This window comes from Streptomyces sp. NBC_00435 (assembly GCF_036014235.1).
Lineage (GTDB): Bacteria > Actinomycetota > Actinomycetes > Streptomycetales > Streptomycetaceae > Streptomyces.
In genome coordinates this window covers 2,869,817-2,893,419 of record NZ_CP107924.1, presented here as the reverse complement: position 1 = coordinate 2,893,419, position 23,603 = coordinate 2,869,817, and the positions used below count along the sequence as shown (strand labels likewise).

The window sequence follows — 23,603 nt, the reverse complement described above, 5'->3', positions numbered from 1 at the left end:
GCCTGTCGTCAGACTCCCGTCTGCCGCGCGACGACTGGCCCTGGGCCCCGGTCTCAGCCGCGCCGGACGGTGATCGTGGTCCACGCGCCGACGTGGACGCGGTCGCCGTCGCCGAGCGGGACCGGCACGTACGGCTGGATGGACTCCTCGCCGCCGTTGATGGTGGTGCCGTTGGTGGAGTTCTGGTCCACCACCGCCCAGCTGCCGTCGGGCTGCTGCACGAGCACCGCGTGCTGGTGCGAGACTCCCGGGTCCTCCGGGGGCACCGACAGGTCGATGTCCGGGGACTCACCCGTCGAGGCGCGGCGGCGGCCGATGGTGATCTGGCCGCCGGCGAGCGGCAGGTGCTGTTCGGGGGAGTACGCGGGCAGGTTGAGGCCGGCCGCCTCGGGGCCGCTGCGGTGCATCATCGCCATGAAGTACGAGCGGTCCGGGCCGATGGTCGCGGTCCAGGAGCCGCCCTGCTGGTGCTGCTGGGGCGGGAACGGCTGCTGCGGCTGCGGCTGAGGCTGATGGTGCTGCTGGGGCGGCTGGTACTGCCCCGTCCGTGAAGGCTGCTGGTACTGCTGCTGTCCCTGCTGCTGCTGCGGCGGGGGCTGCTGCTGGTACTGGGGCTGCTGGTACTCCTGGGCCGCCGGAGGCGGCAGCATCCAGTCGTCCTCGCGCTGCAGCGGCTCGGCCGGGCGGTTGACCCGGGAGGGCCGCGAGCCCTGGTAGTCGAAGTGGTCCTGGGAGTACGCCTGCGGAGCCGCCGGTGCGCCCGGGGACTGGGCTTGGGGCGGCGGCGGGGGCATGCCGGGCACGCCCATGGTCCCGGTGGCGCCCGGACCGGCCTGTGCACCGGCACCGGCACCGGCACCGGCACCGGCACCGGATCCCGGTCCCAGGTCCGGGGCGAGCGGCGCGTAGGAGGTCGCCGTGCGGGTCAGGAAGTTGTACCGGCACTCCTCGCAGAACGGGGCCATGGCCTCGCGCGGGGTCCGGCACTGCGGGCAGAGCTCGGCCTGGGCGGTCGGCTCGCCGGTCGGAGGGTAGCCGTAGCCGTAGGACGGCGCCGCGGGCGCGCCCGTAGGGGCAGCCATGCGGTGGCCGCAGACCTCGCACCAGTCGTCGGAGGCGGACTGGTGCCCGTTCGGGCAGGTCGGCATCGCGGCGCTTCCTCCTTCTTCCTGCGTCATCGCGGCAGGTCTTCTTCTTCGTATGTGTCTCTTCGGCGTGCGTCTGATCAGATTAGAGGGTCAAGCTTTTCGCACTCGAACGGTTTGAGTCGAACGCGTCTCAAGTGTCATCTCGTCCGCGTCCGCCACCTTCGCCTTCAGCCGCACAGTACCCGCCGCCGCATCGACGACATCCACCACCTTCGCCAGCAGCTTCGCGGTGTCGGCGTTGCCCGAGGCGCTGGCCAGTTGCACGGCCCTGCCGAGCTTGGCCGTGGCACCGTCGACATCACCCAGTTTGCGCGCTTCCAGGCCCAGTTGGATAGCCTGCGCGAGTTCCGCCTGCCCGGTGTAGTGGGCCACCTGCGGGTTGATGGAGGTGGAGGCGGAGAGATCGTCCGTCCAGACGGCGCGGACCAGGCCCTGGGCGAGAACGGCCGGTGCCTCGCCCGCCGCCCCCGGCATCACCAGGCTGGCGCGGGCGGCGAGCATTTCCTGTCCCACGGCCGCGCCCGGGACCCGTACGCACACGTGGTACTCACGGGACTCGTCGCCCCACGAGCCCGTCGGATAGTCCCCGGCGCGCGGACCCGCCTCCGTGCGGCGTCCGGTGAGGTCCTGGACGGTGGGCGCGACCTGCTTGACGTACTGGATCTCCACGCCCACCGGGGTCCACAGGCGCAGCGAGACGTCCGCGACCTCCTTGCCCATGACGTTCTCCATCATGTGCGTGAAGTCCTCTGTGAGGTGGGCCGGGTCGGCCACGATGTCGGCCGTGCCGAGCAGCGCGTTCGCGATGCCGGTGACCTCCTTGACCTCCCAGTCGGTGCCCACGCCGCGGGCGTCACAGGTGAAACGGCCCGCGCAGGCGTCGAGCGTGGCGCGGAGCACGGCCGGCTCCTCGTGCTCGTTGCGGCCGTCGGTGAGCAGGATCCCGTGCCGGATCGCGGCGGTGGACCGGCGCAGCAGGCCGTCGGCCAGGCGCAGCCAGGTGCCGATGGCGGTGCCGCCCCCCGAGGTGAGGGCGCGCAGGGCCTGCTTGGCCTGGGCCCGGGTGGCCGGGTCGGCGACGGCCAGGCGGCCCTGGCCGGGGTAGACCTCCTTGGCCACGTGGGTGCCGGCGATCACGGCGAAGGCGGTGCCGTCGCGGAGCGTGTCGACGGCGGCGGCGGTGGCCTCGCGGGCGCCGCGCATCTTCTCCGGCGGGTACTCCATGGAGCCGGAGCAGTCGACCATGATCACGACGGCGGCGCCGCCCGGGGCGACGGACGTACGGGTGGCCGTGGCCCCGCCGCTGGAGGTGACCGTGACGATGGAGTGGACGTCGCGGCCGCCCTCGGGGAGGTACTCGTTCTGGTACACCTCCACGCTGAAGCGCGGGGCGCTCGGCTTGGCGAAGTTCGCCATCGGTCGGTACTCCTCGGGGACGGGGATCAGGCCTGGGTCTGCGGGACCGGCGGGGCCGGCGGCGTGGGCGGGGTCGCGGCGAAGGGGACGACGGCCACGGTGACGTTGTCGTGCCCGCCGCCGTCGAGGGCGTGCCCCACCAGGACCTGTGCGCTGTGCAGGGGTCTGACGGCGGCGTCGGCGGGGAGCACCTGGGCCAGGTCCCGGGCGGACTCGGCGTAGTTCCACAGCCCGTCCGTGCAGACCACGACCACACCGTCGTGGTCGGGCTTGAAGGTGGCGGTGTGCGGTTCGAGGTCGTACGCGTCGGCCCCGAGCCAGCCGGTGATGGCGTGCGCGCGAACGTCGGCGTAGGCCTCGGCCTCGCCCATCAGGCCCGCCGCGACCATCTGGGCGGCCCAGGAGTCGTCCTCGGTGAGCCGCCGGGGGAGCGCGGCGCGGTCGTCGGGGACCCAGTAGGCGCGGCTGTCACCGACCCAGCCGATGGTCAGCAGGCCACTGCTGACGACGGCGCCGACCAGGGTGCATGCGGGGGCGTTCTGGGCGCCGGGCACCTCGGGGGCCAGCGCGTTGACGGCGGCCGCCGCGGCCAGGATCGCCTCGTGCATGGCCTCCTGGGGGTGGGCGCCGCGGGGGAGCGCTTCGAGGAGCGCCTCGTTGGCGGCGCCCGCGGCGGCGGCCGAGGCCTCGTCGGGTCGGCTGGCGGAGGACACGCCGTCGCAGACGATGGCCACGGTGGCGGCGGAGCCGTCGGGCAGCGCGGTGGCCGCCACGGCGAAGGAGTCCTCGTTGCGGTGGTGGCGCAGCCCGCGGTCGGTGACGGCGGCGACGCTCCCGAGCTCCTCCTCGATGTGGTCCCGCTCCCGCGGCTGGGCGTGCCCGCAGTGCTCGCAGTACCCGTCGGTGTCCACCCGCCCGGCCCGGCAGGCGACGCAGGTCTTCCCCGAGCCCTCCCCCTGCGGCTCGCCACCGCCGTAGGGATCCCCCTGCCCGGCCCCGCCGAAGGGAGCTTCGTGCCCGGGCGTGGGGTCCTGCTGGGCGGCTCCGCCGTACGCGGCTTCGCCGTCGATGTACTGCCCTTGGGGCGCGAGTCCGCCGTACGGGGCTTCGTGCCCGGGCATGGGGTCCTGCTGGGCGGGTCCGCCGTACGGGGCCTCGCCCTCGGGGTAGTGCCCCTGCGGCGTCGGGTGGTCGTAGCGCGCCCGGTCCCCGGGGCCCGGGGACCCGTACCCGTCGGCCGGGCCCTGCGCGAGCTGACCGCCGTAGGCGGCTTCGACCGCCGGATCCTGTCCCTGCGGCGTCGGCGCGGAGTACGGGGTACCGGGGCCCGGAGCCGTGCTCCGGGAGCCGGCCGGGGCCGTGGGGTCGGACCAGCCGGTGGGACCCGCGACCAGGGTGGGGGCGGCGGTGGAGGCGCTGCCCCAGCCCGGTGCGGACGCGCCGGCGTACGCCGCGCCGGAGGAGCGGGTATCGGCGCCTTCGGCGGGTGCCGCGCCGCCGCCTGCCGTGGTCGGACCGGCCGGAATCCTGCCCGCCCCGGCGATCGGAGCCGATGAGGGGGCAGCCGCGGGGTGGGCCGGGGCCCCCGGAGCCGTGGCTCCCGCGGGCCGGGTGGTGAGGGCGTACCCGCAGAGGCCGCAGAAGCGGTCACCCTCCTCCAGGGGTTCCGCGCAGCTGGGGCAGCCCGACAGCCGATGCATCGACATCAATCACACCCACGTCCGGGGACGGAAACGGTTTGCCCGCTCCACCAGTTCGATCCTCTCCTCGCCCCGCTGCGCCAGCCGTGCCAGCACGCGGAACGAGCGCTCCAGGCCGAAGCGCAGTCCCCGCTCATCCAGTTGGCAGCCGAGCAGCGAGGCACTGCCGGGGTCGGAACCCCGGCTACCCGACAGTACCCAGTCCAGCGCCGAGCCCAGTACTTCCGCCCTGAGCCGCTCGTGGCGCACCGAGTCCAGCCCGAACCTCCCCAGCGCCTCCACCTGCGCCGCGGCCGCCGCCAGATCGGGCAGCAGCGCCTCCTGCGGTGACCGGTCGCGCAGGCGTGCCCGTACGGCCGCCACCCGCGCGGCGGTGTGGTGGATCGACGCCTCCGGCACGGATTCCAGTGTGCGTACGGCCCCGTCCCGGTCCCCGGCGGCCAGCTGCACCCGGGCCAGCCCGAACGCCGCGCCGACGAACCCCGGGTCCGTGGTCCACACCAGGCGGTAGTACTCGGCGGCATTGTCCAGCTGCCCCAGCACCTCCGCGCACAGCCCCAGCGCCAGCTTCGGCGCGGGTTCGCCCGGGAAGGCGTCGTAGACGGCGTCGAAGGACAGGGCCGCCGTCTCGTCCTCCCCGACGGCCAGCGAGGAGACGCCGCGGGCCCACACCACGCGCCAGTCGTCGGGATGCCGTGCTTCCAGCCGGGTCAGCGCCTCGGCCACGAGGTGCGCGTCGGTGCCGCCCAGTTCGAGCCGGGCCCGCAGCTCCCGCAGCCGCAGTTCGGCGGACTCGGCCGGCGCGGACCCGAGCGCGGCCAGCAGGTCGGCCGGCGCGGAGGCGAGCAGGCCCGCCAGGAAACCGGCGTTGGGGTCCCCGGCGTCGACCAGCGGTACGGGCAGGGCCAGCGCGGCCTCGCGGGTGTCCAGCGTCGACGGACCGGGCCGCCGCGGGGAGGTGATCGCGACGGGGGTCGGCGAAGCCGTCACCGGGGCCTGGCGCGGGGCCGGCACGGCCGGACCGGCGGACCGGTGCGTCGCCGTGGTCACGAGCCCGCTCGTGCCGTACCCCGTGATCGGCGAAGCCGCCGGACCGGTGGGCGGGGCGGCGGCAGCCGGAGCTCCCACCCCCTCGAAGGAGTGAGGAGCGGGAACGGAAGCCGTACCCGGGTCGGACGCCGTACCCCGAGTCCGGCTCCGGCCCGCCGCCCACCGCTTCACGGGCCGCTCACCCAGCCGGGACACCCGCGACCCCGACTCGTCCGTGAACAGCCGATCGTCCGGAACCCGCAGCTCCGGTCCGAACAGGGTCGAGATCTGCGGCCTCGGGCGGCCCGTCTGGAGCGCGACGACCTCCCGCAGCACGCCCGTCAGCTGGTCGGCCATCTCCTGCGCGGACGCGAACCGCCGTCCCGGATCCGGGTCGGTGGCCCGTACCAGCAGCCGGTAGAAGGACTCGTACCGCCCGAACACCTCGATGTGCTGCGGGTCCGGCAGGGAGTCCACGAAGACGTTCGTGTACCCCTGGAAGTCGAAGGTCAGCACGGCCAGCGTGCGGGCCACCGTGTACAGGTCGGAGGCGACCGACGGGCCGACGTCCGCGACCTCGGGCGCCTGGTAGCCGACGGTGCCGTAGATGGCCGACTCCTCGTCGTCCATCCGCCGCACCGCGCCCATGTCGATCAGCTTCAGCTGATCGGCCTGCTGGATGGCGTTGTCGACCTTGAAGTCGCAGTACAGGAGGTTCCTGGTGTGCAGGTGGCCGAGCGCCTCCAGCGCCTCGATGCCGTACGCGCACGCCTGCTCCACGGGCAGCGGATCGCGCCGTCCGTCCGGCCGGCGCCGGTCGTTGGCGATCTCCTTGAGCGATTTGCCGCCGACGTACTCCATGACGATGTACCCGTCCAGCGAACCCGTCCGCTGGTCCAGGTGCTCCACGAAGTTGTAGATCCGCACGATGTTGGAGTGCTCGATCTCCGCGAGGAAGCGCCGCTCCGAGATCGCGGCCGCCATCGCGTCCTGGTCCCCGGTGTCCAGCAGGCCCTTGAGCACCACCCACCGGTCCGACACGGCCCGGTCCACCGCGAGGTAGACCCAGCCGAGGCCGCCGTGGGCGAGACAGCCCGCGACCTCGTACTGGCCGTGGACCAGGTCACCCGCGTGCAGTTTGGGGACGAAGGAGTACGGATGCCCGCACTTGGTGCAGAATCCTTCCGTCCGTCCCGGTCGGTCACCGCGCGCCCGGCCCACCGGAGCTCCGCAGTCCGAGCGCGAGCAGAACCGCTTGCGCTCCGGCACCTCCGGGTTCTCCAGGACCGCCTCGGAGGGATCCGGACGGGGCACCTCCGGTACGTTGACCAGCCCGGCCCCGAGCCGGCTGCGGCCCGACACCGAGGCGGCCGAGCCCGAACTGCGCACCGACACCGAGCGGGTGGACGCGGCCCCCGAGAGCGCCCGGGAGAGCCGCCCCGACACCGAGCGGCGGGACGAGGAGGACCGCGAGGACCGGGAGGCCCGCGAGGAGGAGGACGAGGAGGCCGAACGGCCCGACCCGTGCGAGCCCTGGGACCCCTGCGAGTCGCCGTGGCGCGCCGCGCTCGTCATGGCCGTGGGCACCGAGACCAGCTCCTCGGCGCCCGCCGCGACGGCGCCGGTGGGCGCCAGCCCGCAGGTGTCGCAGTAGACCTCGCCGCCGCCCATGTCCTCGTAGGCCCCCGGGCAGCCGGGGCGCATGCACGCCGTTCCGATCAGACTCACGCGTCCCCCTCCCTCGGCCCGTCGGGCCACTCACGAACCGGTTGCTGCTGCCCGGTCCACTGCTGTTCCTGCGCTCCCTGCTGCCCGGTCGGTGCCAGCGCCTCGGCCGCCGCCCGCTGGTAGCGCAGCACGGCCTCCTCGGCGGCCCGCAGGTCGCACGGCGCGCTCCACAGCATCCGCCGGGCGGTGTCGTACCGCTCCATCAGCAGCGGGTCCTCGGCCAGCCCGAGCCGGGCCACCTTCGCCCGGTAGGCGTCGAGCCGCCCGCGCAGCTCCGCCCGCACCGCCAGCGGAGCCGTCACCGCGGTCAACGATTCGCGGGCCCGGCGCAGTTCCTCCTCGGCCCGCTCCTCCAGCGACTCCAGCAGCGGCGACAGCCGGTGCCACTGGGCCCGGCGCCGGTACTCGGCCGCCGCCGACAACTGCTCCTGGAGCGCCGTCGGCGGGCCGCTCACCGCGGGCACCTCGGAGGCCGCGATCTTCGCCAGCACCTCGCCGCGCGCCACCCGGGCCTCCGCCAGAGTCCGGTCGGCCCGCGAGAGCACGTCCCGCAGACCGATCAGCCGCTGCTCGGAGTCCTGCCGGACGGCCAGCACCGCCTCGACCTCCCGGCGTACGTCCTCCAGCGCGAGCGCGGCCCGGTCGTAGCGCCCGGTGTCGGGACGGCCGCCACCCGGCGCGGAGCTCCCCGCCACGGCGCACCAGAACGCCAGCGGGTCCTCGATCACCCGGGCCCGCAGGTCCGCCAGCTCGGCCGTGATGGCCTCCAGGTCGTCCCCCGAGGGGTGTTCCCCCGGCCGGACCCCCACCGAGTGGGCGAGGCCGCGGGTGCGGTGCAGTTCGGCGGAGAGCAGGTCGATCCGGGCCGGCAGCGCCGACCACACCGAGTCGGCGGAGACCACCACGTCCAGGGAGTTCGCGTACAGCTCGTTCATCCGGGACACCAGCTCGGCGAGCGAGAAGCGTTCCGCCAGCGGGACCCCCTCGACCCCGGCTCCGGAGATGAGCACGCCGGGCCCGCGCAGCCGGTCGGTCAGCTCGACCAGGTCCTCGCGGCTGGGCCAGCGGCGCCGCTCGCGGATCTCCCGGGCGGCGCCCAGCGCCCCGCTGTAGGCGTCGAAGTACCGCCACAGCCGGGTGATGGCCGCGTCCGCCGCCGCCCACCGCTCCTTGGTGACCCCGGTCAGCCCGGCGCCTTCCAGCAGCCGCCGTCCGGCGTGGTCCTGGAGCGCGAGCAGCGAGGTCTCGACGGCCTCGTGCTCCGCGCCCAGCCGGGCCAGCGCGCGGTCCACGCCGTCCCGGTCCATCACCGCAGGCTGCGCTCCCAAGGGATGTGCCTCCACCGACCCCGCCTCCGGTCTCGTGACATAGGGCTCAGAATCCGCCACCGGCCTCAGTCCCGGTACTTCGGCGCGGGCGGGCCGCTCACGCCGGGCAGTACGGGCTGCAGGTGGGTCCGGTAGGCGGCCATCCACGGGCTGGAGTCACCGCCCGTACGGTAGTCCTCCAGCACCTTGTTGACCCGGCGGACCAGGTCCCCCGCGTCCTTGTTCATGGCCACCCCGTAGAACTCCGTGGTGAACGGGGAGCCGACCAGCCGGACCGACGGGTCCTGCGCGGCCTGGCCGGCGGCGAGGGCGTTGTCCGTGACGATGCCGTCCACCTCGCCCAGCTGCAGCCGGACCAGGCAGTCCAGCTGGTTGGGGACGCTGACCGGAACGGAACCGTACGACTGGGCCGTCAGCTGCGCCTCGGCCGTGGAACCGGCCGCCGTGCAGATCCGGCGGCCCTTCAGCGAGGCGTCGTAGCCGGTGATGGCGGAGCCCTTGGGGGCCAGCACCTGCTGCCCGGCCTCGAAGTACGCCGTCGAGAAGGCGACGTCCTCCAGCCGCTTGCAGTTGATCGTCATGGTCCGCACGACGATGTCGACGGTGCCGTCCTTGAGCGCGGGGATGCGCTGGCTGGTGGGGATCGCCCGGTAGATGACCTTGTCGGGGTCGCCCAGGATGTCCTTGGCTATGGCCTTCACCAGCGCGATGTCGAAGCCGTCGAGCTCTCCGGCCGGATTGCGGTAGCCCCATTTGAAGCTGTTCTGGTCCACGCCCGCGACGAGGTGGCCCGCGCTACGGATCCGCTGGATGGCCGCCCCGTCCACCCCGTTGGGACGCAGGCTCGCCGCCGGGTCCTGGCAGGTGTCGTCGCCCGGAGCCAGCGGAGCGACGGCCATCCGGGCCGGCTCGCGCACCAGCGGCGGGTGCGCCGCGCTCCCCGGGGCCGCCTGGGCCAGCGGCAGCAGCACGGCCGCGGCCGTCAGCGCGCAGGCGACGGCCATCGCGCCGACCCCGCCCCAGCCACGCAGCCGCGTCGTCAACCGCCGCACGCCGCGGACCTCCTGGACCGCCTCGTCGGCGCCGGGGCCCTCGTGGCCCCCGGCCGCCGCCCGGGCCCCGGTGCTCCCGGCGCCCCCGAAGCCCTCGTCCTCGCCCGTCCCACGTTCCGGCATCGCTCTCACCTGTACTCCGAAAGCCTGCGCCCGATGCCGAGCAGTGCCGCCGCCGCGCCGACGACCGCCAGGGCCGCGGTGCCTGTCACCAAACCGTCGAGCGCGCCTAGCCCGTCCCGCGCGGCCCGGGTGAACTCCTGCTGTTCGTGGACCACGGCCTGTTCCAGGGACGCGTCCACCGTGTCGAAGGCGGCGCCGCTGTACTCCTTGTGGTCCTTGTCCCCGATGACCTGGCCGACGGCGTCCTGGTAGTTGCCCTTCAGGTCCGTCTGCCGGGCCGCCGCGTGCAGTTCCTTCCACCGCTTCACGCCGTCCGCGGCGCGGGCCACGGGCCCGCGGCCCGCCTCGTCGTCGGCCAGCGCCGCCGCCGTCGCGAGACCCGCGTCCAGGTCCTTCATGTCGTTCGAGAAGTCCACGTCGTACTTGTCGGACTTCTTGTCCTCGGCCAGTACGGCTCCACGCGCGACCAGCGTGAGGTTCTCACTGGCCCGCGCCTGGAGCGAGGCGATCCGCGCGTCCCCCAGCACCTTCAGGGACTCCTGACCGTCCTTGCGGGCCTCGCTCAGCTCGGCCCGGGCGACCATGTGCCCCGCGGCCAGCCACAGCAGGACCACCAAGGAGGCGGCGGTCGCGGCGACGAGCCCGTGGTTGAGCACGCGGTTCGTCCGGAGGTAGTTGCGCCGCTGCGCCCATGCCAGGGCGGCGAGCGCGAGCAGACCCACCGCGAGCGAGGCCAGCGGAAGTGCGCGGGCGTCGTCGTAGTCCGTGTAGAGCCGGTCGGTCTCCGCCTCGTAGAGCCGCTGCGCGGCCGGCAGCAGCTGGGTGCTCATCTGCTCGTTCGCGTACCGGAGATAGGCGCCGCCGAGCGGCAGGCCCTGCTTGTTGGTGGCCCGCGCCTGCTCGATGAGGCCGGTGTAGCGGGGCAGTTGCTCGCTCAGCAGGGTGATCTGCTTGCGGGAGTCCTCGCCGGCCGTGGTGCTGGCGGCCGCGTTCACCAGCAGCCGGGAGGCGTTGGCGATGTCCTTCTCGTACCGCTGCCGGACCTCGCGCGGCTCCTCGCCGCCAGCCAGGAAACCGCTGGAGGAGGCCGTGTCGGCGTCGGCCAGCGAGCGGTAGATGTTCGCCGCGTCGGCGCTCAGCGGCTGGCTGCGGCCCACCACGTCGTCGGCCGCGGTCACCCTGGCGGAGATCTCCCAGACGGCCACCGCACCGAACAGCAGGACCAGGGCGGCCAGCACCGCGCCGACGATCCGCAGCCGGCCCGGCTCGGTCGTGGCCGCGGCGCGCAGCTGTTCCACGCCCTCGGCCCAGGCGGTGCCCCGGCGGGGCAGCCCGTCGGGTGGTGGCGCCTGCGGCCCGGAGGGCGCCAGGGCGCCGCCGGGCGCGGGCGCGCGTGATGTGATGGCCACCGTGACCTCCCCCTCGGTCCTTCGTGCTTCGCAGCAGTATGGCCTTAGTGGCGGTGGTCCACAGCACCCGGTGCTGGATCGGACACGATCAGAGACGATCCGACCCGGTCCGTCCCCCGGTCCTCCACCCCGGTGCGTCCTGCCGGTCCGTCCCCCCGGTCCGGCCCCCGCTCCACCCCGGCCGCCCTTCTCCACCACCCCTACACCGTCAATACGCCCGGCCGGCCGCCATGGTTCCGTGCCGGGCCCCGTTCATCCGAAATGGGCACGCAGCTTCCCGTAGGCCTCGGGCCGTGACCCCAGGGCGTCCAGGCCCAGCAGGCCGGCGCCCAGCACCGGCGGGGCCGTCACCACCGAGACCCGGGCGAACGGGGCCCGCTCGGCCAGCAGCGCCTCCACCCGCCCGTTCAGCTGCGGGTGCCGGGCGGCGAGCACACTGCCGCCCAGCAGGACGGGCGCCTCCTCGGCCAGCAGACCGAGCCTCCCCAGCGCCACCGAGGCCAGCGCCACCACCTCCTCGGCCTGCCGCTCGACGAGGGAGGCCGCGACCGTGTCGCCGGCCGCGGCCACCGCGAACAGCACCGGCACCAGCTCGTGGACCCGGCCGGGCCCGACGCTGCCCAGGTGCACCGCCTCGATCAGCTCGTACATGGAACCCAGCCCGAAGTGGCCGGGCAGGGCCGCCGCGAGCTCCGTGGAGCCGCCGCGCCCGTCCTCGGCGCGCGCCGCCCACCACATGGCCTCGGCCGCCAGTCCACCGCCGCCACCCCAGTCGCCGGAGATCTGCCCGAGCGCCGGGAACCGGGCCGTGCGCCCGTCGGGCAGCATGCCCACGCAGTTGATGCCGGCCCCGCACACCACCGCGACCCCGCGCGGCCCCCCGGCGGCCTCGCCGAGCCCGGCCCGCAGGATCGCGAAGGTGTCGTTGCGGACCTCGGTGGCCGCGCCCCAGCCGCGCGCGCCGATGGCCCGCGCGAGCAGCTCCTCCTCCACCGGGAGATCCGCGTTGGCCAGACAGGCCGAGACCCGGACCGCGTACGCCGCCCCGGGCACGGGCCGCAGCCCGGCGGCCGCGGCCGCCTCGGCGACGGCCTGCCCGAGGACGTCCACCGCCGCCTCGACCCCGACGCGCGGGGGCTGGAAGCCCCCGCGCGCCCGGTGCCGAGGACCCTGCCGTCCGCGGCGATCAGCGCCACGTCCGTCTTGCTGTTGCCCGCGTCGACGGCGAGGACCGCCGCGGCCGGCGGCGGGGGAACGGGCCGGCTCACGCCCATGCCAGGTGCTCCTTGTTGTGCGCCAGGAGCCGGTCGGTCAGCCCCTCGGCGAGGTCGAACTGGCCGACCAGCGGGTGTGCCAGCAGCGCCTTGAACACCCGCTCGCGGCCGCCGCGCAGCGCCGCGTCGAGCGCGAGGTCCTCGTACGCCGTCACGTGCGAGATCAGCCCCGAGTACAGCGGGTCCAGCCGCGGCACGGCCAGCGGCGCCGGTCCCGAGCCGTCGACCCGGGCCTGCACCTCGATGACCGCGTCGTCCGGGAGGAACGGCAGGGTCCCGTTGTTCAGCGTGTTGACCACCTGCACGGCGCTGCCGCCGTCGCCCAGCAGGGCCGCGGCCAGGTCCACGGCCGCCTCCGAGTAGAAGGCGCCGCCGCGCTTGGAGAGCAGCTCCGGCTTCTCGTCCAGCGCGGGATCCCCGTACAGGCCGAGCAGTTCCTTCTCCATGGCGGCGACCTCGGCGGCCCGCGAGGGCTTGGTCCCGAGCTCGCGGACCACCTCGTCGTGCGCGTAGAAGTAGCGCAGGTAGTACGAGGGCACGGCGCCGAGCCGGTCCAGCACCGCGCGCGGCAGGCGCAGGTCACCGGCGATGGCCTCGCCGTGCGCGGCGATCAGCTGCGGCAGCAGGTTCTCGCCCTCCGGGCCGCCCTTGCGCACCCCCAGCTCCCAGGTGAGGTGGTTGAGGCCCACGTGGTCGAGGTGGATGTCGGCCGGCGTCAGGTCCAGCATCGCGGCGAACCTGCGCTGGAAGCCGATGGCCACGTTGCACAGCCCGACCGCCTTGTGCCCGGCCTGGAGCAGGGCGCGGGTGACGATCCCGACCGGGTTGGTGAAGTCGATGATCCACGCGTCGGGGTTGGACCGCCGGACCCGCTCGGCGATGTCCAGGACCACCGGAACCGTGCGCAGCGCCTTGGCGAGACCGCCCGCGCCGGTGGTCTCCTGGCCGACGCAGCCGCACTCCAGCGGCCAGGTCTCGTCCTGGAGCCGGGCCGCCTGGCCGCCGATGCGCAGCTGGAGCAGGACCGCGTCCGCACCGGCCACGCCCGCGTCGAGGTCGGAGGTGGTGGTGATCAGGCCCGGGTGTCCCTGCTTGGCGAAGATCCGCCGGGCCAGGCCGCCGATCAGCTCCAGCCGTTCGGTGGCCGGGTCGATCAGGACCAGCTCGCTGAGGGGAAGGGTGTCGCGCAGCCGCGCGAAGCCGTCGATCAGCTCGGGGGTGTAGGTGGAACCGCCGCCCACCACTGCGAGTTTCATCGTCACTAGCCTTTCACTCCGGTCAGGGTGACGCCTTCGACGAACGCCTTCTGGGCGAAGAAGAAGAGGACGATCACCGGGGCCATGACCAGCACGGTGGCGGCCATGGTGAGGTTCCAGTTGGTGTGGTGGGCGCCCTTGAAGGACTCCAGTCCGTAACTGAGCGTCCAGGCGGCCGGGTTGTCGGACGCATAGATCTGCGGTCCGAAGTAGTCGTTCCAGGCGCAGAAGAACTGGAAGAGGGCGACGGCCGCGATCCCGGGCTTGGCCATCGGCAGGACCACCCGCAGCAGGGTGCGCAGCTCGCCGCAGCCGTCGACCTTGGCCGCGTCGAGGTACTCGTCGGGGATGGTCAGCAGGAACTGGCGCAGCAGGAAGATGGAGAAGGCGTCGCCGAAGGCCATCGGGATGATCAGCGGCCACAGCGTGCCGGACAGGTCCAGCTGCTTGGCCCAGAACAGGTACATCGGGATGACGACCACCTGCGGCGGCAGCATCATCATGGCGATCACCAGCAGCAGCGAGAGCCGCCGGCCGCGGAAGCGGAACTTGGCCAGCGCGTAGGCGACGGGCACCGAGGAGACCACGGTCAGCAGGGTGCCGAGGCCCGCGTACAGCAGGGTGTTGCGCCACCAGGTCAGGAAGCCGGGGGTGTCCCACACCTTCGCGTAGTTGCCCCACTCCCAGCTGTGCGGCCACAGGTCGCGGGTCAGCGCCTGCTGGTCGCTCATGACCGAGGTCAGGAAGAGGAAGACGAAGGGAAGGGTGAAGAAGAGCGCCGCCGCGACGCCGAGGGAGTGCACGGCGACCCAGTGCAGGGCGGCCCGCCGGCGCGCGGTGCGCACGGCCCGCGCGGAGTCGGGCCTACCGGGGGTCGCCGGACGCGGAGCGCGCCGCGCGCCGCGGGTGATGGTCTGGCTCATGATCCTCAGTCACCTGCCTCGATCAGGCCGCCGCGCCGCCGCATCAGCAGCGCGGTGAAGGCCATGGAGAGGGCGAACAGCACCAGGGCGACCACGCAGGCGGTGCCGTAGTCGAAGCGCTGGAAGCCGACGTTGTAGATGACCTGGGGCAGGGTCAGGGTGGACTTCTCGGGGTACCCCGGCTCGAACTGCTGGCCCGAACCGCCCATCACGCCGGACGCCACCTTCCCCGCCACCAGGGGCTGCGTGTAGAACTGCATCGCCTGGATGACCCCGGTGACCACCGCGAACAGGATGATCGGCGAGATGTTCGGCAGGGTGATGTGGCGGAACCGCTGCAGGGCCCCGGCCCCGTCCAGCTCGGCGGCCTCGTACTGCTCGCGCGGTACGTCGAGCAACGCGGCCATGAAGATGACCATCAGGTCGCCGACCCCCCACACCGCGAGCGCGGTCAGCGCCGGCTTGGACCAGGCGGGGTCCGTGAACCAGCCGGGCGTGGCCAGTCCGACCGAGTCCAGCAGCGTGTTCACCGGGCCGGTGCCGGGGTTGAGCAGGAAGACGAAGGCCAGGGTCGCCGCCACCGGAGGGGCCAGGTAGGGCAGGTAGAACAGGGTCCGGAAGACGCCCGTGCCCAGCTTGATCTTGGTGATGAGCAGGCCGATGCCCAGACCGAAGGCGACCCGGCAGGCGACCATCACCAGGACCAGCCACAGGGTGTTGCGCATGGCCGGCCAGAACATCGGATAGTCGGTGAAGACGTAGGTCCAGTTGTCCAGCCCGTTGAAGACGGGCGGGCGGAAGCCGTCGTACTTGGTGAAGGAGAAGTAGACGGTGGACAGGAGCGGGTAGGCGAAGAAGACGCAGAACCCGATCAACCAGGGCGACATGAAGGCCGCCGTGCGCAGCGCCGACCTGCGGCGCCGCGCGCGCAGTTCGGGGGAGGGGGGGAGCGTGGTCGCGGTCATCGGTGGCTACTTCGCCTTCGCGATGTCCGTGTCGATCTGCTGGTCGGTCCTGGCGAGCCCGGCCGGGATGTCCGTGACGTCGCCCTTCTCGACCGAGTAGGCGAAGTCCGTGAAGGTCAGCTGGTAGGTGCCGCCGTCGGCCTGCGCCGGAGTGGTGTTCGACTTCGGGTGCTTGGCGATGTCGATGAACGTCTTGAACTCCGGGGTCACCTGGAGCCTGGGGGACTCCAGCGCGGCCAGCGTGGAGGGCACGTTGTGGATGGCGTTGGCGAAGTCCACGACCGCGTCGGTGTCGGTCGTCATGTACTTCGCGAGCTCCCAGGCGGCGTTCTGCTTCGCGCTCTTGGAGGAGATGCCCATGATGGTGCCGGCGAGGTAGCCCTTGCCGTAGTCGGCGAGCTGGTCGTCCGGGACGGGCATCGGCGCGGTGGCGATCTCGAACTTCACACCCGCCTCCTTCGCCATGGCCGCCCGCCACTCGCCGTCGATCTGCATGGCCACCAGGCCCAGGTGGAAGGGGTGCTCCGCGCTCCACTCGTCACCGAAGGTGTTGCGGAACTTCTCCAGCTTCTCGTAGCCGCCGAGCTTGGCGACCAGGTCCTTCTGCGCCGTGAGCATCTTCGCGAAGGCGGGGTCCTTGGCCAGGTTGGACTTGCCGTCGGCGCCGAAGTACGCCGGGTTCCACTGGGCGGCCAGGCGCTGGGGGGCGGTCTCGTAGCCGTGATAGGTGGGCATGATGCCCAGCTGCTCGTACGAGTCGCCCTTGGCTATCGTCAGCTTCTGCGCGGCGGCCTCGAACTGGCTCCAGGTCTTGGGGGGTTCGGTGATCCCGGCGGCGTCGAAGGCGGTCTTGTTGTAGACGAGGCCGTAGGCGTCGTTCAGCAGCGGCAGCGTGCACTGGTTGCCGTTGAACTGCGTGTACTCCATCAGGGGCTTGGGGAAGACCCTGGTCTTGTCGATCCCGGACTTCTTCAGGAAGGGGTTCAGGTCGGCGAAGGCGCCGGTGTTGCAGAACTTGCCGACGCTGTCGGTGGTGAAGGAGGCCACCACGTCGGGAGCCTTGTCGCCGCCCGCGCGCAGCGCCTGGTTGATCTTGTCGTCCGTCATGTTGCCCGTGACGTCGACCTTGATGTTCGGGTGCGCCTTCTGGAACCGGGCGATGTTGTCCTCGATGGCCTTGATCTCGCTGGGAGCGGACCAGCCGTGCCAGAAGTTGAGGGTGACGTCCTTGTTCGGGTCGTCCGAGGCCGTGTTGGAGGCGGAGCCCGTACACGCGGTGGCGAGTACGGACAGCGCGGCGACGGCGACGGCTGCGGCGGTCAGGCGACGGGTTCTGGGCATGACGGAGTCACTCTCTGCGCGGGGGGACTTCCTGGAGGGGTGTTGCGGGTGGGGTGTACGGGGCTGCGTGGGCAGGGGGCCGCGCACGGGGCGGGGGTGCCGGAGGGGTGCAGGTGCGGTCTGGTGATGCGGTACGGCGGCTCGGTGCGGTTCAGCGGCGGGAGGTGTCGAAGACCTCGTCCCGGGTGGCCGAGAGGGCCCGCTCCAGTGCCCCGCGCAGCACGGGGCGTTCCCGTACCTCTCCGGTGACCAGTACGGGCAGGGAGGGGGCGAGATCGGCGAGCTCGGCCTCGAGGAGCCCGCGCAGCGGTTCCCCGCCGGCGATGGTCAGGGCGCCGGAGAGGACGACGACCTCCGGGTCCAGGACGGCGACCAGCGAGGCGAGGCCGGTGGCGAGCGCGGTGGCGTACTCCCGCAGGAGCTCCAGGTTGGCCCCTTCCGGCGCCGCGGCGGCCTGGGCCAGCAGCGCGGCCGCCGCTTCGACCATCGCCCCGGACTCCGCCCCGTGCACGGACCCGAGGACCGATCCGGCGGAGGCGGCGGCGGGCGGGGCCTCGATGTCGAGGCGGGCCGCCATCGACGGCAGCACCTGCACGCCGGCCAGTTCCTGGTAGCCGCCGGAGTTGACCCGGGTGACCTGGCGGACCAGCGGGTGGCCGGCGACCGGCAGGAAGCCGACCTCGCCGGCGCCCCCGGTCCAGCCGCGGTGCAGCCGGCCGCCGAGCACGAGGGCGGCGCCGAGGCCCTCCTCGTTCCACAGCAGGACGAAGTCCTCGTGTCCCCGGGCGGCCCCGAGGCGCTGCTCGGCGACGGCGGCGAGGTTGACGTCGTTCTCGTACTCCACCGGCATCGGCAGGGCGGCGGCGAGCTCCTCGAGGAGCGTGGGGGACTGCCAGCCCGGCAGGTGGTCGGCGTAGCGCAGCACCCCGGTGCGCGGATCGAAGGAGCCGGGGGTCGCGACGACCAGCCGGTGGATGTCGCCGAGGGTCAGCCCGGCGTCCTTGACGGCCTCGCCGAGCGCGCGGGTGACCTGGGCGACGGGCCCGGTGCCCTCCGCGTACGGGAGCTCGTGGCTGCCGATCACCTCGCCGGTGAGATCGGCTACGGAGGCGAGGATCCGGCCCGGGGTGACGTCGAGTCCGGCGACGTGCGCGGCCGTCGCGTTGACCGCGTAGAGCTGTGCGTTGGGTCCGGGGCGGCCCGTGGCGGTGCCGGTGGCGACGACGAGGCCGGCGGCCTCCAGCCGGGCCAGCAGCTGGGAGGCGGTGGGCTTCGAGAGCCCGGTGAGGTGCCCGATCCGGGTCCGGGACAGCGGACCGTGCGTCAGCAGGAGCTCGAGGGCGGCCCGGTCGTTCAGGGCGCGCAACAGGCTGGGCGTACCGGGGGTGGCGGCGGGCATGGGGTGTTTTCTCCCTCACCGAAGTGAACTGTTAGGTAAGTTTCCTATCAGCGTGTGAGCCGTGTCAATGGCGGTGCCGAGACCGTGCTACCCGTACTGAACATGCCGCTGCCCCCACAGGTCGAACCTGCGGGGGCAGCGGTGCACTCGTGTGCGGGTGGTGCCGGGTGGGGCTACTTGGTGATGCGGGGGCCTGAGCCCGGGGCGCCCAGGGCCGGCGGCGGGATGGGCGCGGTGGCCAGGGACTGCGGCGAGGCCGGGTTCGCCAGCGCCGACGGCGCGGCGACGGCGGCCGCCGGATCGGCCGGGGCCTCGTCCTCACCGGAAGCCGGCCCCCCGACGATCCCGATGCCCGCGGTGTCGAAGGCGTCCTTGATCCGCCAGCGCAGCTCGCGCTCCACGGCGAACTGCTGGCCCGGCATCGTCTTCGCCGCCACCTTCACCGTCATGGAGGACAGCAGCACCTCGTCCAGGCCCAGCACCTCCACCGGACCCCACAGCCGCTCGTCCCACGGGGACTCCTTGGCCATCGTGTCGGCGATCCCCTGGATGACCTCGCGGATGTGGGCGAGGCTCTCGCCCGGCTTGACCTGTACGGCCACGCCCGCGGTGGCCCAGCCCTGGCTGAGGTTGCCGATCCGCTTGATCTCACCGTTGCGGACGTACCAGATCTCACCGTTGTCGCCGCGCAGCTTGGTCACGCGCAGGCCCACCTCGACGACCTCGCCCGAGGCCACCCCCGCGTCGATCTTGTCGCCGACCCCGTACTGGTCCTCGAGGATCATGAAGACGCCGGAGAGGAAGTCCGTGACCAGGTTCCGGGCACCGAAACCGATCGCCACACCGGCCACACCGGCGCTCGCGAGCAGCGGGCCCAGGTTGATGTCGAGCGCGCCGAGCACCATCAGCCCGGCCGTGCCGAGGATCAGGAACGAAGCCACCGAGCGCAGGACCGAACCGATCGCCTCGGAGCGCTGACGGCGCCGCTCGGCGTTGACCAGCAGTCCGCCCAGGGCCGTGCCCTCGACGGCCTCGGCGCCGCGGTTCATCCGGGTTATCAGCTTGGTCAGTGATTTGCGGACCACCGAGCGCAGGGCGAAGGCGATGACCAGGATGAGGAGGATCCGCAGGCCCAGGTAAAGCCATCCGGCCCAGTTCTCCTCGATGAAACTGGCCGCGTTCGTGACGTTCTCGTGCGTCTCTCTGATCGTTTCGGCCGCGTCGGGAGTGTCGGCTGCGAGCGGGAGCAGGGCGGCAGGCCAGGGCACGGCGGGAACCTCCAGATGTGGCGTCCTGCCCGCGGAGCAGAGGTGCGGGCAGACCAACCACCCTAACGGGGCACTCGCCCGAGCTTGTTGCCGTGTTCGAGGGAGAGACCAGACTCACGCGGGGATTAAGCGGGTGTGGTCGAAAACACCCCGGACCCGTTACAGGCACGTGGTGGCGCTTCGACCAGCCCTAAGGGGAGACTGGAAGGCAGATCGTCCCGGCGCGAGCCACGCGCCGCCGGCGTACAAGGAGGCAGTCCGTGCCGCACGTCCTGGTCCTCAACGCGTCGTACGAGCCCCTCGGCGTCGTACCGCTCCGTCGCGCGCTCGTCCTCGTCCTGGAGAACAAAGCGATCTCCCTGGAAGAATCCGGCGCCTTCCTGCACAGCGCGACAAGGGCCGTCCCCGCGCCCAGCGTGGTTCGGCTCAAGCGCTTCGTACGGGTCCCCTACCGGGGGCCCGTTCCACTCACCCGTCGCGCGCTGTTCGCCCGGGACGGTGGCCGCTGCATGTACTGCGGGGCCGTCGCCACCAGCGTCGACCACGTCATCCCGCGCAGCCGGGGAGGGCAGCACGCGTGGGACAACGTCGTCGCCGCGTGCCGCCGCTGCAATCACGTCAAGGCCGACCGGCACCTCGTCGACCTCGGCTGGCGCCTGCGCCATCAGCCGGCTCCGCCGTCGGGGCTGGCCTGGCGGATCATCGGGACGGGGCACCGGGATCCGTGCTGGATGCCGTACCTCCAGCCGTACGGTGCCGAGGATGCGCTGGACCGCATCGGCGTCCCGGCGACGGCGACGGCCGTGGCCTCCTGATTCTTGGCGCGCCGCCGGCCAGGGCCGTCCTGGCCGGCGGCGTCAGGTGGGCCGGTGCGGGTTGGCGGCTGCCCTGCGGGGCGGAGCCCAGGGGGTCCGGGCGGAGCCCGGGGAACGGGGGAAGGGTGGGTAGGGGACGGCCCCGCAGGGTGCCGGGCCCCGGCTACGGGGCCAGCGCGAAGGCCTCCGCCCCGAGCAGGCTGCAGCCGTAGCGGGTGGCCCGGGCCTCACAGGTGACGCGGACGAACCGGGCCGCCGGCGCCGCCGGGTCCAGATGGACCGAGTCCTCCCCGCCGCGCGAGGCCACCACCGCGGAGGGGTGCCAGGTGACGCCGTCCACCGAGGTCTCCACCCGGAAGCGGGACGGGTACGCCTCCTGCCACCGCAGCCGCAGCAGTCCGATCCGGGCCGGCGCGGCCAGCCGCGCCTGCCACCACGCCCCGTCGGCCGCGGGCGAGGACCAGCGGGTGACCGGGGAGTCGTCCAGCACCGCCGAAGCAGGAAAGGCCGGGGTCTCGTCGGCCGAGGACGAGGCCACGGCGGAGCGCAGCAGGTTCGGGCCGCCCGTTCGGGGGTGGGCACGGACCTCCAGGGTCCGGGTCTCGGAGCCGAAGGCGACCGGCACCTCGTAGGTGCCCGGCGCGGTGCCCGCGGCCACCACGACCTCCACCGGCACGGACACCCTGGTGCCGCGCGGGGCCGCGGCCGTCCCCGGCAGGCGGACCTCGATGCCCGGCGGCGGCGTCGCGGACAGGGTCCCGCGGACCTCGCCGGGACGCAGCGCGGACAGTTCCGCCGCCACCCGCCGCGGGGCCCCGCCGATCTCCGCGTCCACGGCGTCCGGCAGCTCGAAGCGGGCTTCGGGGCCGTCCGCCGGCCACGGGACCAGGCTGTGCACGGCCGGAGCCGGGCCCGACCAGATGAGCCGGACCGCGTCGGCCCGCAGGCCGCCCACGTCCGCCTGGGTCCAGCCCGAAGCGGCCGCTTCCGCGACCTTGCGCCAGCCCTCGCCCGGCAGATGCGCCTCGACCACCGCGCCCCTGCTCCCGGGCGGCAGCGGGTCGGTCATCACCGTCACCACCGACACCGGGCGGGCGCCGGACAGCTGGACCGTCCACGCGTCGGGCTCCCGGCGCACGGTGCCCGGGTCGCGGGCCGCGCCGGTCCAGGTGTCGGCCTCGGCCGCGGCCCGTACCAGGAAGGGGTCCAGCACCGCCTCGTCGACCCGGACGGTGTCCGGCCCGGACAACTCGGCGCGGGCGGCGGAGAGGGCCTGCGAGGCCCGCCAGGCCGCCGCCCCGTCCCCCCGCGCCTGCGCCTGGAGGACGTCGAGGGCCAGCTCCCCGGCCGTCCCGTAGCGCGCGAGCCGCGAGAACCAGGGCCCCGCCTCGTCGGCGAGGCCCGGCAGCCGCTCCGGGGCCTCGCGCAGGACGCGGAAGGCGGCCCGCAGCCGGTCGCCCGCCGCCGGGTCGCCGGCGCCCCGCGCCCGCCAGAACTCCTCGGCCAGCGGTGCCAGGTACGCCGATTCGGGCTGGGCCAGGCCGGAGGAGGCGTTGTTCCCGGCCAGTGCGGCCAGCGCCTCCCGGGCCCTGGGGTCGGGTCCGGCGAGCGAGGCGACGGCCGCCGCCCACGAGTCGCCGGCCCGGTAGCCGCGCGGGTTCCAGGTGAAGTCCGCCGCCGTGAACAGCGGGATGCGCGACAGCGTGCCCTGGGGCATCGCGTTGGCCAGCACGGCCGCCGAACCGCCCGCCACCACCGGGACCCGTCCCACGAGGGGGCCGAGGAAGATCCGGCCCGGGTCCCAGTCGTTGACCGGGTAGTTGTCCATGGTGACCAGCGGATGGCCGAGCGCGGAGCGCGCCCCGGCCACCTCGCGTCCGGTGATCGTGCGCGGCAGTACGCCGACGCCCGTCCACGCGACCTCCACCCGGCCGTCCAGTGCCCCGGCCAGCGCGGTCCGGTAGGCCGTCGCGCCCTCCTGGTAGTACTCCGTCGGCAGCAGCGACAGCGCGGGCGCACCCGGATGGTGCCGGGCGAGGTGCGCGGCCAGCTCGCCCGCGACCTCCGCGTGCGCCTTCGCGGCGGCCGCCGGCCCCTTCCCGTACCGCTCCCGGTCGGCCCGGCAGCCCCACTCCGTGTAGCTGACGTCCTGGAACTGCACCTGGAACGCCCGGAATCCGAGGTCCCACATCGCGTCCAGCTTCCGCGCGAGCGCGGCCCGGTCGGCGGAGGAGGCCAGGCACATCGACTGCCCCGGCGCCACCGCCCAGGCGAGCACCACCTTGTTGGCGCGGGCCCGTTCGGCCAGGGCCCGCAGCTCCTCGGCCCTCGGCCGCGGATAGTCCCGGCGCCATTCCGCGGTCCGGTACGGGTCGTCGCCGGGCGCGAGCAGCAGCCGGTTCTGTTTGGTGCGGCCCATGAACTCGACCTGCTCGAGCCGCTGGGCGGCAGTCCACGGAGCCCCGTAGAACGCTTCGGTGATCCCGCGCACGGGTGCGGAGGGCCAGTCCCGCACCAGGACACCCGGCACCTTCCCGCCGCCCGGGGCCAGCAGTTGGCGCACCGTCTGCTCGGCGTGGAACAGCCCGTCGTCGCCCACGCCGGCCAGGGCGACCGTGTCCCGCCCGTCGGCCCGGCCCACCGCCAGCCGGTAGCCGCCGTCCGGCAGATCGCCCGGCCCGTCCGCGCCCAGGGCCCGCAGCGCCCGCTCCGCTTCCGGTCCCTGGAGCCGTACGACCGGGATCCGTTCGGGAAGCGGCGCCCCTTCGGACCGCTCGTGCAAGGTCCGTACGCCCGCCCCGCCCAGGGCCTCGCGGACCACCTGGACGGCGTACGGGTCCACGCCGGCGGGGAGCACCAGCACGGCCTCGGCACCCAGCGGCACCTCGCGCGCCGGGTCGGTGGCCATGGACTGCGGACGCGGCCACACCGCGGGCCCCGCGGCGGCCTCGCGGGCCGGATCGGAGCCTGGGCCGAGCAGGGGGACGGGTGCGGGTGCGGCGGCGGGCGCGGGGCCGCGCACCGGGGAGGGGGCCGCGGGAGTTCCGGGTGCACCGGGAGCGTCAGAAGTGGTGGGCGGGGAGGGAGTGTCGGGAGCGGAGGGCGAGGCCGGCGAGGCGAAGGCGGCGGGCGGTCCCGCGACCACCGTGCCGCCCAGCAGCGTGCCGATGACGGCGACGGCCGCGGCCGTGGCCCGCTTGCTGCCCCTGAGCTGCACGGAGCCACCTCGTCCCGAGTCGTCCCCCGCTCGTACGAATGGGCCAGAGCCCACCATCCGTACGGCCGGGGTGTCAACGCCCGCGGGCGGTCTGACCGGGATCGCGCAGGAATGCGATGCGTCCGACTGGGTATGGCTGCGGTGTTCTCCGGCGGTGTTCCATGGTCCTGACCGATTCTCACGCACAAAGGAGTGCCTGCCGTGAACACCGA

General features: G+C 73.7%; 16 protein-coding genes and 1 pseudogene. 2 read left to right on the top strand and 15 right to left on the bottom strand.

Annotation, left to right across the window (positions count from 1 at the left end):
• Nucleotides 1-53: 53 nt before the first annotated feature.
• The 4 genes from OG389_RS13300 to OG389_RS13285 all read right to left on the bottom strand — a co-directional run bounded on the left by OG389_RS13300 (nucleotide 54) and on the right by OG389_RS13285 (nucleotide 6,607).
• A complete protein-coding gene (locus OG389_RS13300) occupies nucleotides 54-1,148 on the bottom strand; it encodes an FHA domain-containing protein (protein ID WP_328303749.1) in 1,095 nt (364 codons plus the stop codon).
• 90 nt (nucleotides 1,149-1,238) lie between these two features.
• Complete coding sequence (locus OG389_RS13295) at nucleotides 1,239-2,564, bottom strand: vWA domain-containing protein (protein WP_328298683.1); 1,326 nt, start codon at nucleotides 2,562-2,564, stop codon at nucleotides 1,239-1,241.
• A gap of 26 nt (nucleotides 2,565-2,590) precedes the next feature.
• Nucleotides 2,591-4,270, bottom strand: coding sequence for a protein phosphatase 2C domain-containing protein (locus OG389_RS13290; protein ID WP_328298682.1), 1,680 nt, complete (start codon nucleotides 4,268-4,270; stop codon nucleotides 2,591-2,593).
• A 3-nt stretch (nucleotides 4,271-4,273) separates the two neighbouring features.
• A complete protein-coding gene (locus OG389_RS13285; protein WP_443059262.1) occupies nucleotides 4,274-6,607 on the bottom strand; it encodes a tetratricopeptide repeat protein in 2,334 nt (777 codons plus the stop codon).
• A 10-nt stretch (nucleotides 6,608-6,617) separates the two neighbouring features.
• Here OG389_RS13285 and OG389_RS36755 point away from each other — a divergent pair, with 10 nt between their 5' ends.
• The gene (locus OG389_RS36755; RefSeq protein ID WP_443059261.1) at nucleotides 6,618-6,947 is read left to right on the top strand and encodes a hypothetical protein; all 330 of its coding nucleotides are present in this window, start codon (nucleotides 6,618-6,620) and stop codon (nucleotides 6,945-6,947) included.
• Between the two features lie 70 nt (nucleotides 6,948-7,017).
• Here OG389_RS36755 and OG389_RS13280 read toward each other — a convergent pair whose 3' ends face one another.
• The 10 genes and pseudogenes from OG389_RS13280 to OG389_RS13235 all read right to left on the bottom strand — a co-directional run bounded on the left by OG389_RS13280 (nucleotide 7,018) and on the right by OG389_RS13235 (nucleotide 19,359).
• On the bottom strand, nucleotides 7,018-8,328 hold the full coding sequence (locus OG389_RS13280; protein ID WP_328303745.1) for a hypothetical protein: 1,311 nt from the start codon (nucleotides 8,326-8,328) through the stop codon (nucleotides 7,018-7,020).
• Between the two features lie 86 nt (nucleotides 8,329-8,414).
• Nucleotides 8,415-9,524: a glutamate ABC transporter substrate-binding protein gene (locus OG389_RS13275; protein ID WP_443059260.1), complete on the bottom strand. Its 1,110-nt coding sequence runs from the start codon at nucleotides 9,522-9,524 to the stop codon at nucleotides 8,415-8,417.
• 5 nt (nucleotides 9,525-9,529) lie between these two features.
• The gene (locus OG389_RS13270; RefSeq protein ID WP_443059259.1) at nucleotides 9,530-10,933 is read right to left on the bottom strand and encodes a hypothetical protein; all 1,404 of its coding nucleotides are present in this window, start codon (nucleotides 10,931-10,933) and stop codon (nucleotides 9,530-9,532) included.
• Nucleotides 10,934-11,185: 252 nt separating this feature from the next.
• Nucleotides 11,186-12,207: pseudogene (locus OG389_RS13265) on the bottom strand (N-acetylglucosamine kinase).
• Nucleotides 12,198-13,463 carry a 6-phospho-beta-glucosidase gene (locus OG389_RS13260; protein WP_328298681.1) on the bottom strand — a complete coding sequence of 422 codons (1,266 nt, stop codon included), beginning with the start codon at nucleotides 13,461-13,463 and terminating at the stop codon, nucleotides 12,198-12,200. The pseudogene OG389_RS13265 and the gene OG389_RS13260 overlap by 10 nt, the downstream one beginning before the upstream one ends.
• A gap of 5 nt (nucleotides 13,464-13,468) precedes the next feature.
• Complete coding sequence (locus OG389_RS13255) at nucleotides 13,469-14,386, bottom strand: carbohydrate ABC transporter permease (protein WP_328298680.1); 918 nt, start codon at nucleotides 14,384-14,386, stop codon at nucleotides 13,469-13,471.
• Between the two features lie 5 nt (nucleotides 14,387-14,391).
• Nucleotides 14,392-15,351 (bottom strand): carbohydrate ABC transporter permease, encoded by a 960-nt coding sequence (locus tag OG389_RS13250; RefSeq protein WP_328298679.1) that lies wholly within the window; start codon nucleotides 15,349-15,351, stop codon nucleotides 14,392-14,394.
• Between the two features lie 6 nt (nucleotides 15,352-15,357).
• Complete coding sequence (locus tag OG389_RS13245; protein ID WP_328298678.1) at nucleotides 15,358-16,692, bottom strand: ABC transporter substrate-binding protein; 1,335 nt, start codon at nucleotides 16,690-16,692, stop codon at nucleotides 15,358-15,360.
• A 151-nt stretch (nucleotides 16,693-16,843) separates the two neighbouring features.
• Nucleotides 16,844-18,091: an ROK family transcriptional regulator gene (locus OG389_RS13240; protein WP_328298677.1), complete on the bottom strand. Its 1,248-nt coding sequence runs from the start codon at nucleotides 18,089-18,091 to the stop codon at nucleotides 16,844-16,846.
• Nucleotides 18,092-18,264: 173 nt separating this feature from the next.
• Nucleotides 18,265-19,359: a mechanosensitive ion channel family protein gene (locus OG389_RS13235; RefSeq protein WP_328298676.1), complete on the bottom strand. Its 1,095-nt coding sequence runs from the start codon at nucleotides 19,357-19,359 to the stop codon at nucleotides 18,265-18,267.
• Nucleotides 19,360-19,619: 260 nt separating this feature from the next.
• Between OG389_RS13235 and OG389_RS13230 the strand changes: the two genes are divergently transcribed.
• Nucleotides 19,620-20,174 carry an HNH endonuclease gene (locus OG389_RS13230; protein ID WP_328298675.1) on the top strand — a complete coding sequence of 185 codons (555 nt, stop codon included), beginning with the start codon at nucleotides 19,620-19,622 and terminating at the stop codon, nucleotides 20,172-20,174.
• Nucleotides 20,175-20,337: 163 nt separating this feature from the next.
• On the opposite strand, the gene OG389_RS13225 is transcribed toward OG389_RS13230, so the two are convergent.
• Nucleotides 20,338-23,391, bottom strand: coding sequence for a beta-N-acetylglucosaminidase domain-containing protein (locus OG389_RS13225; RefSeq protein ID WP_328298674.1), 3,054 nt, complete (start codon nucleotides 23,389-23,391; stop codon nucleotides 20,338-20,340).
• Between the last annotated feature and the right edge of the window lie 212 nt (nucleotides 23,392-23,603).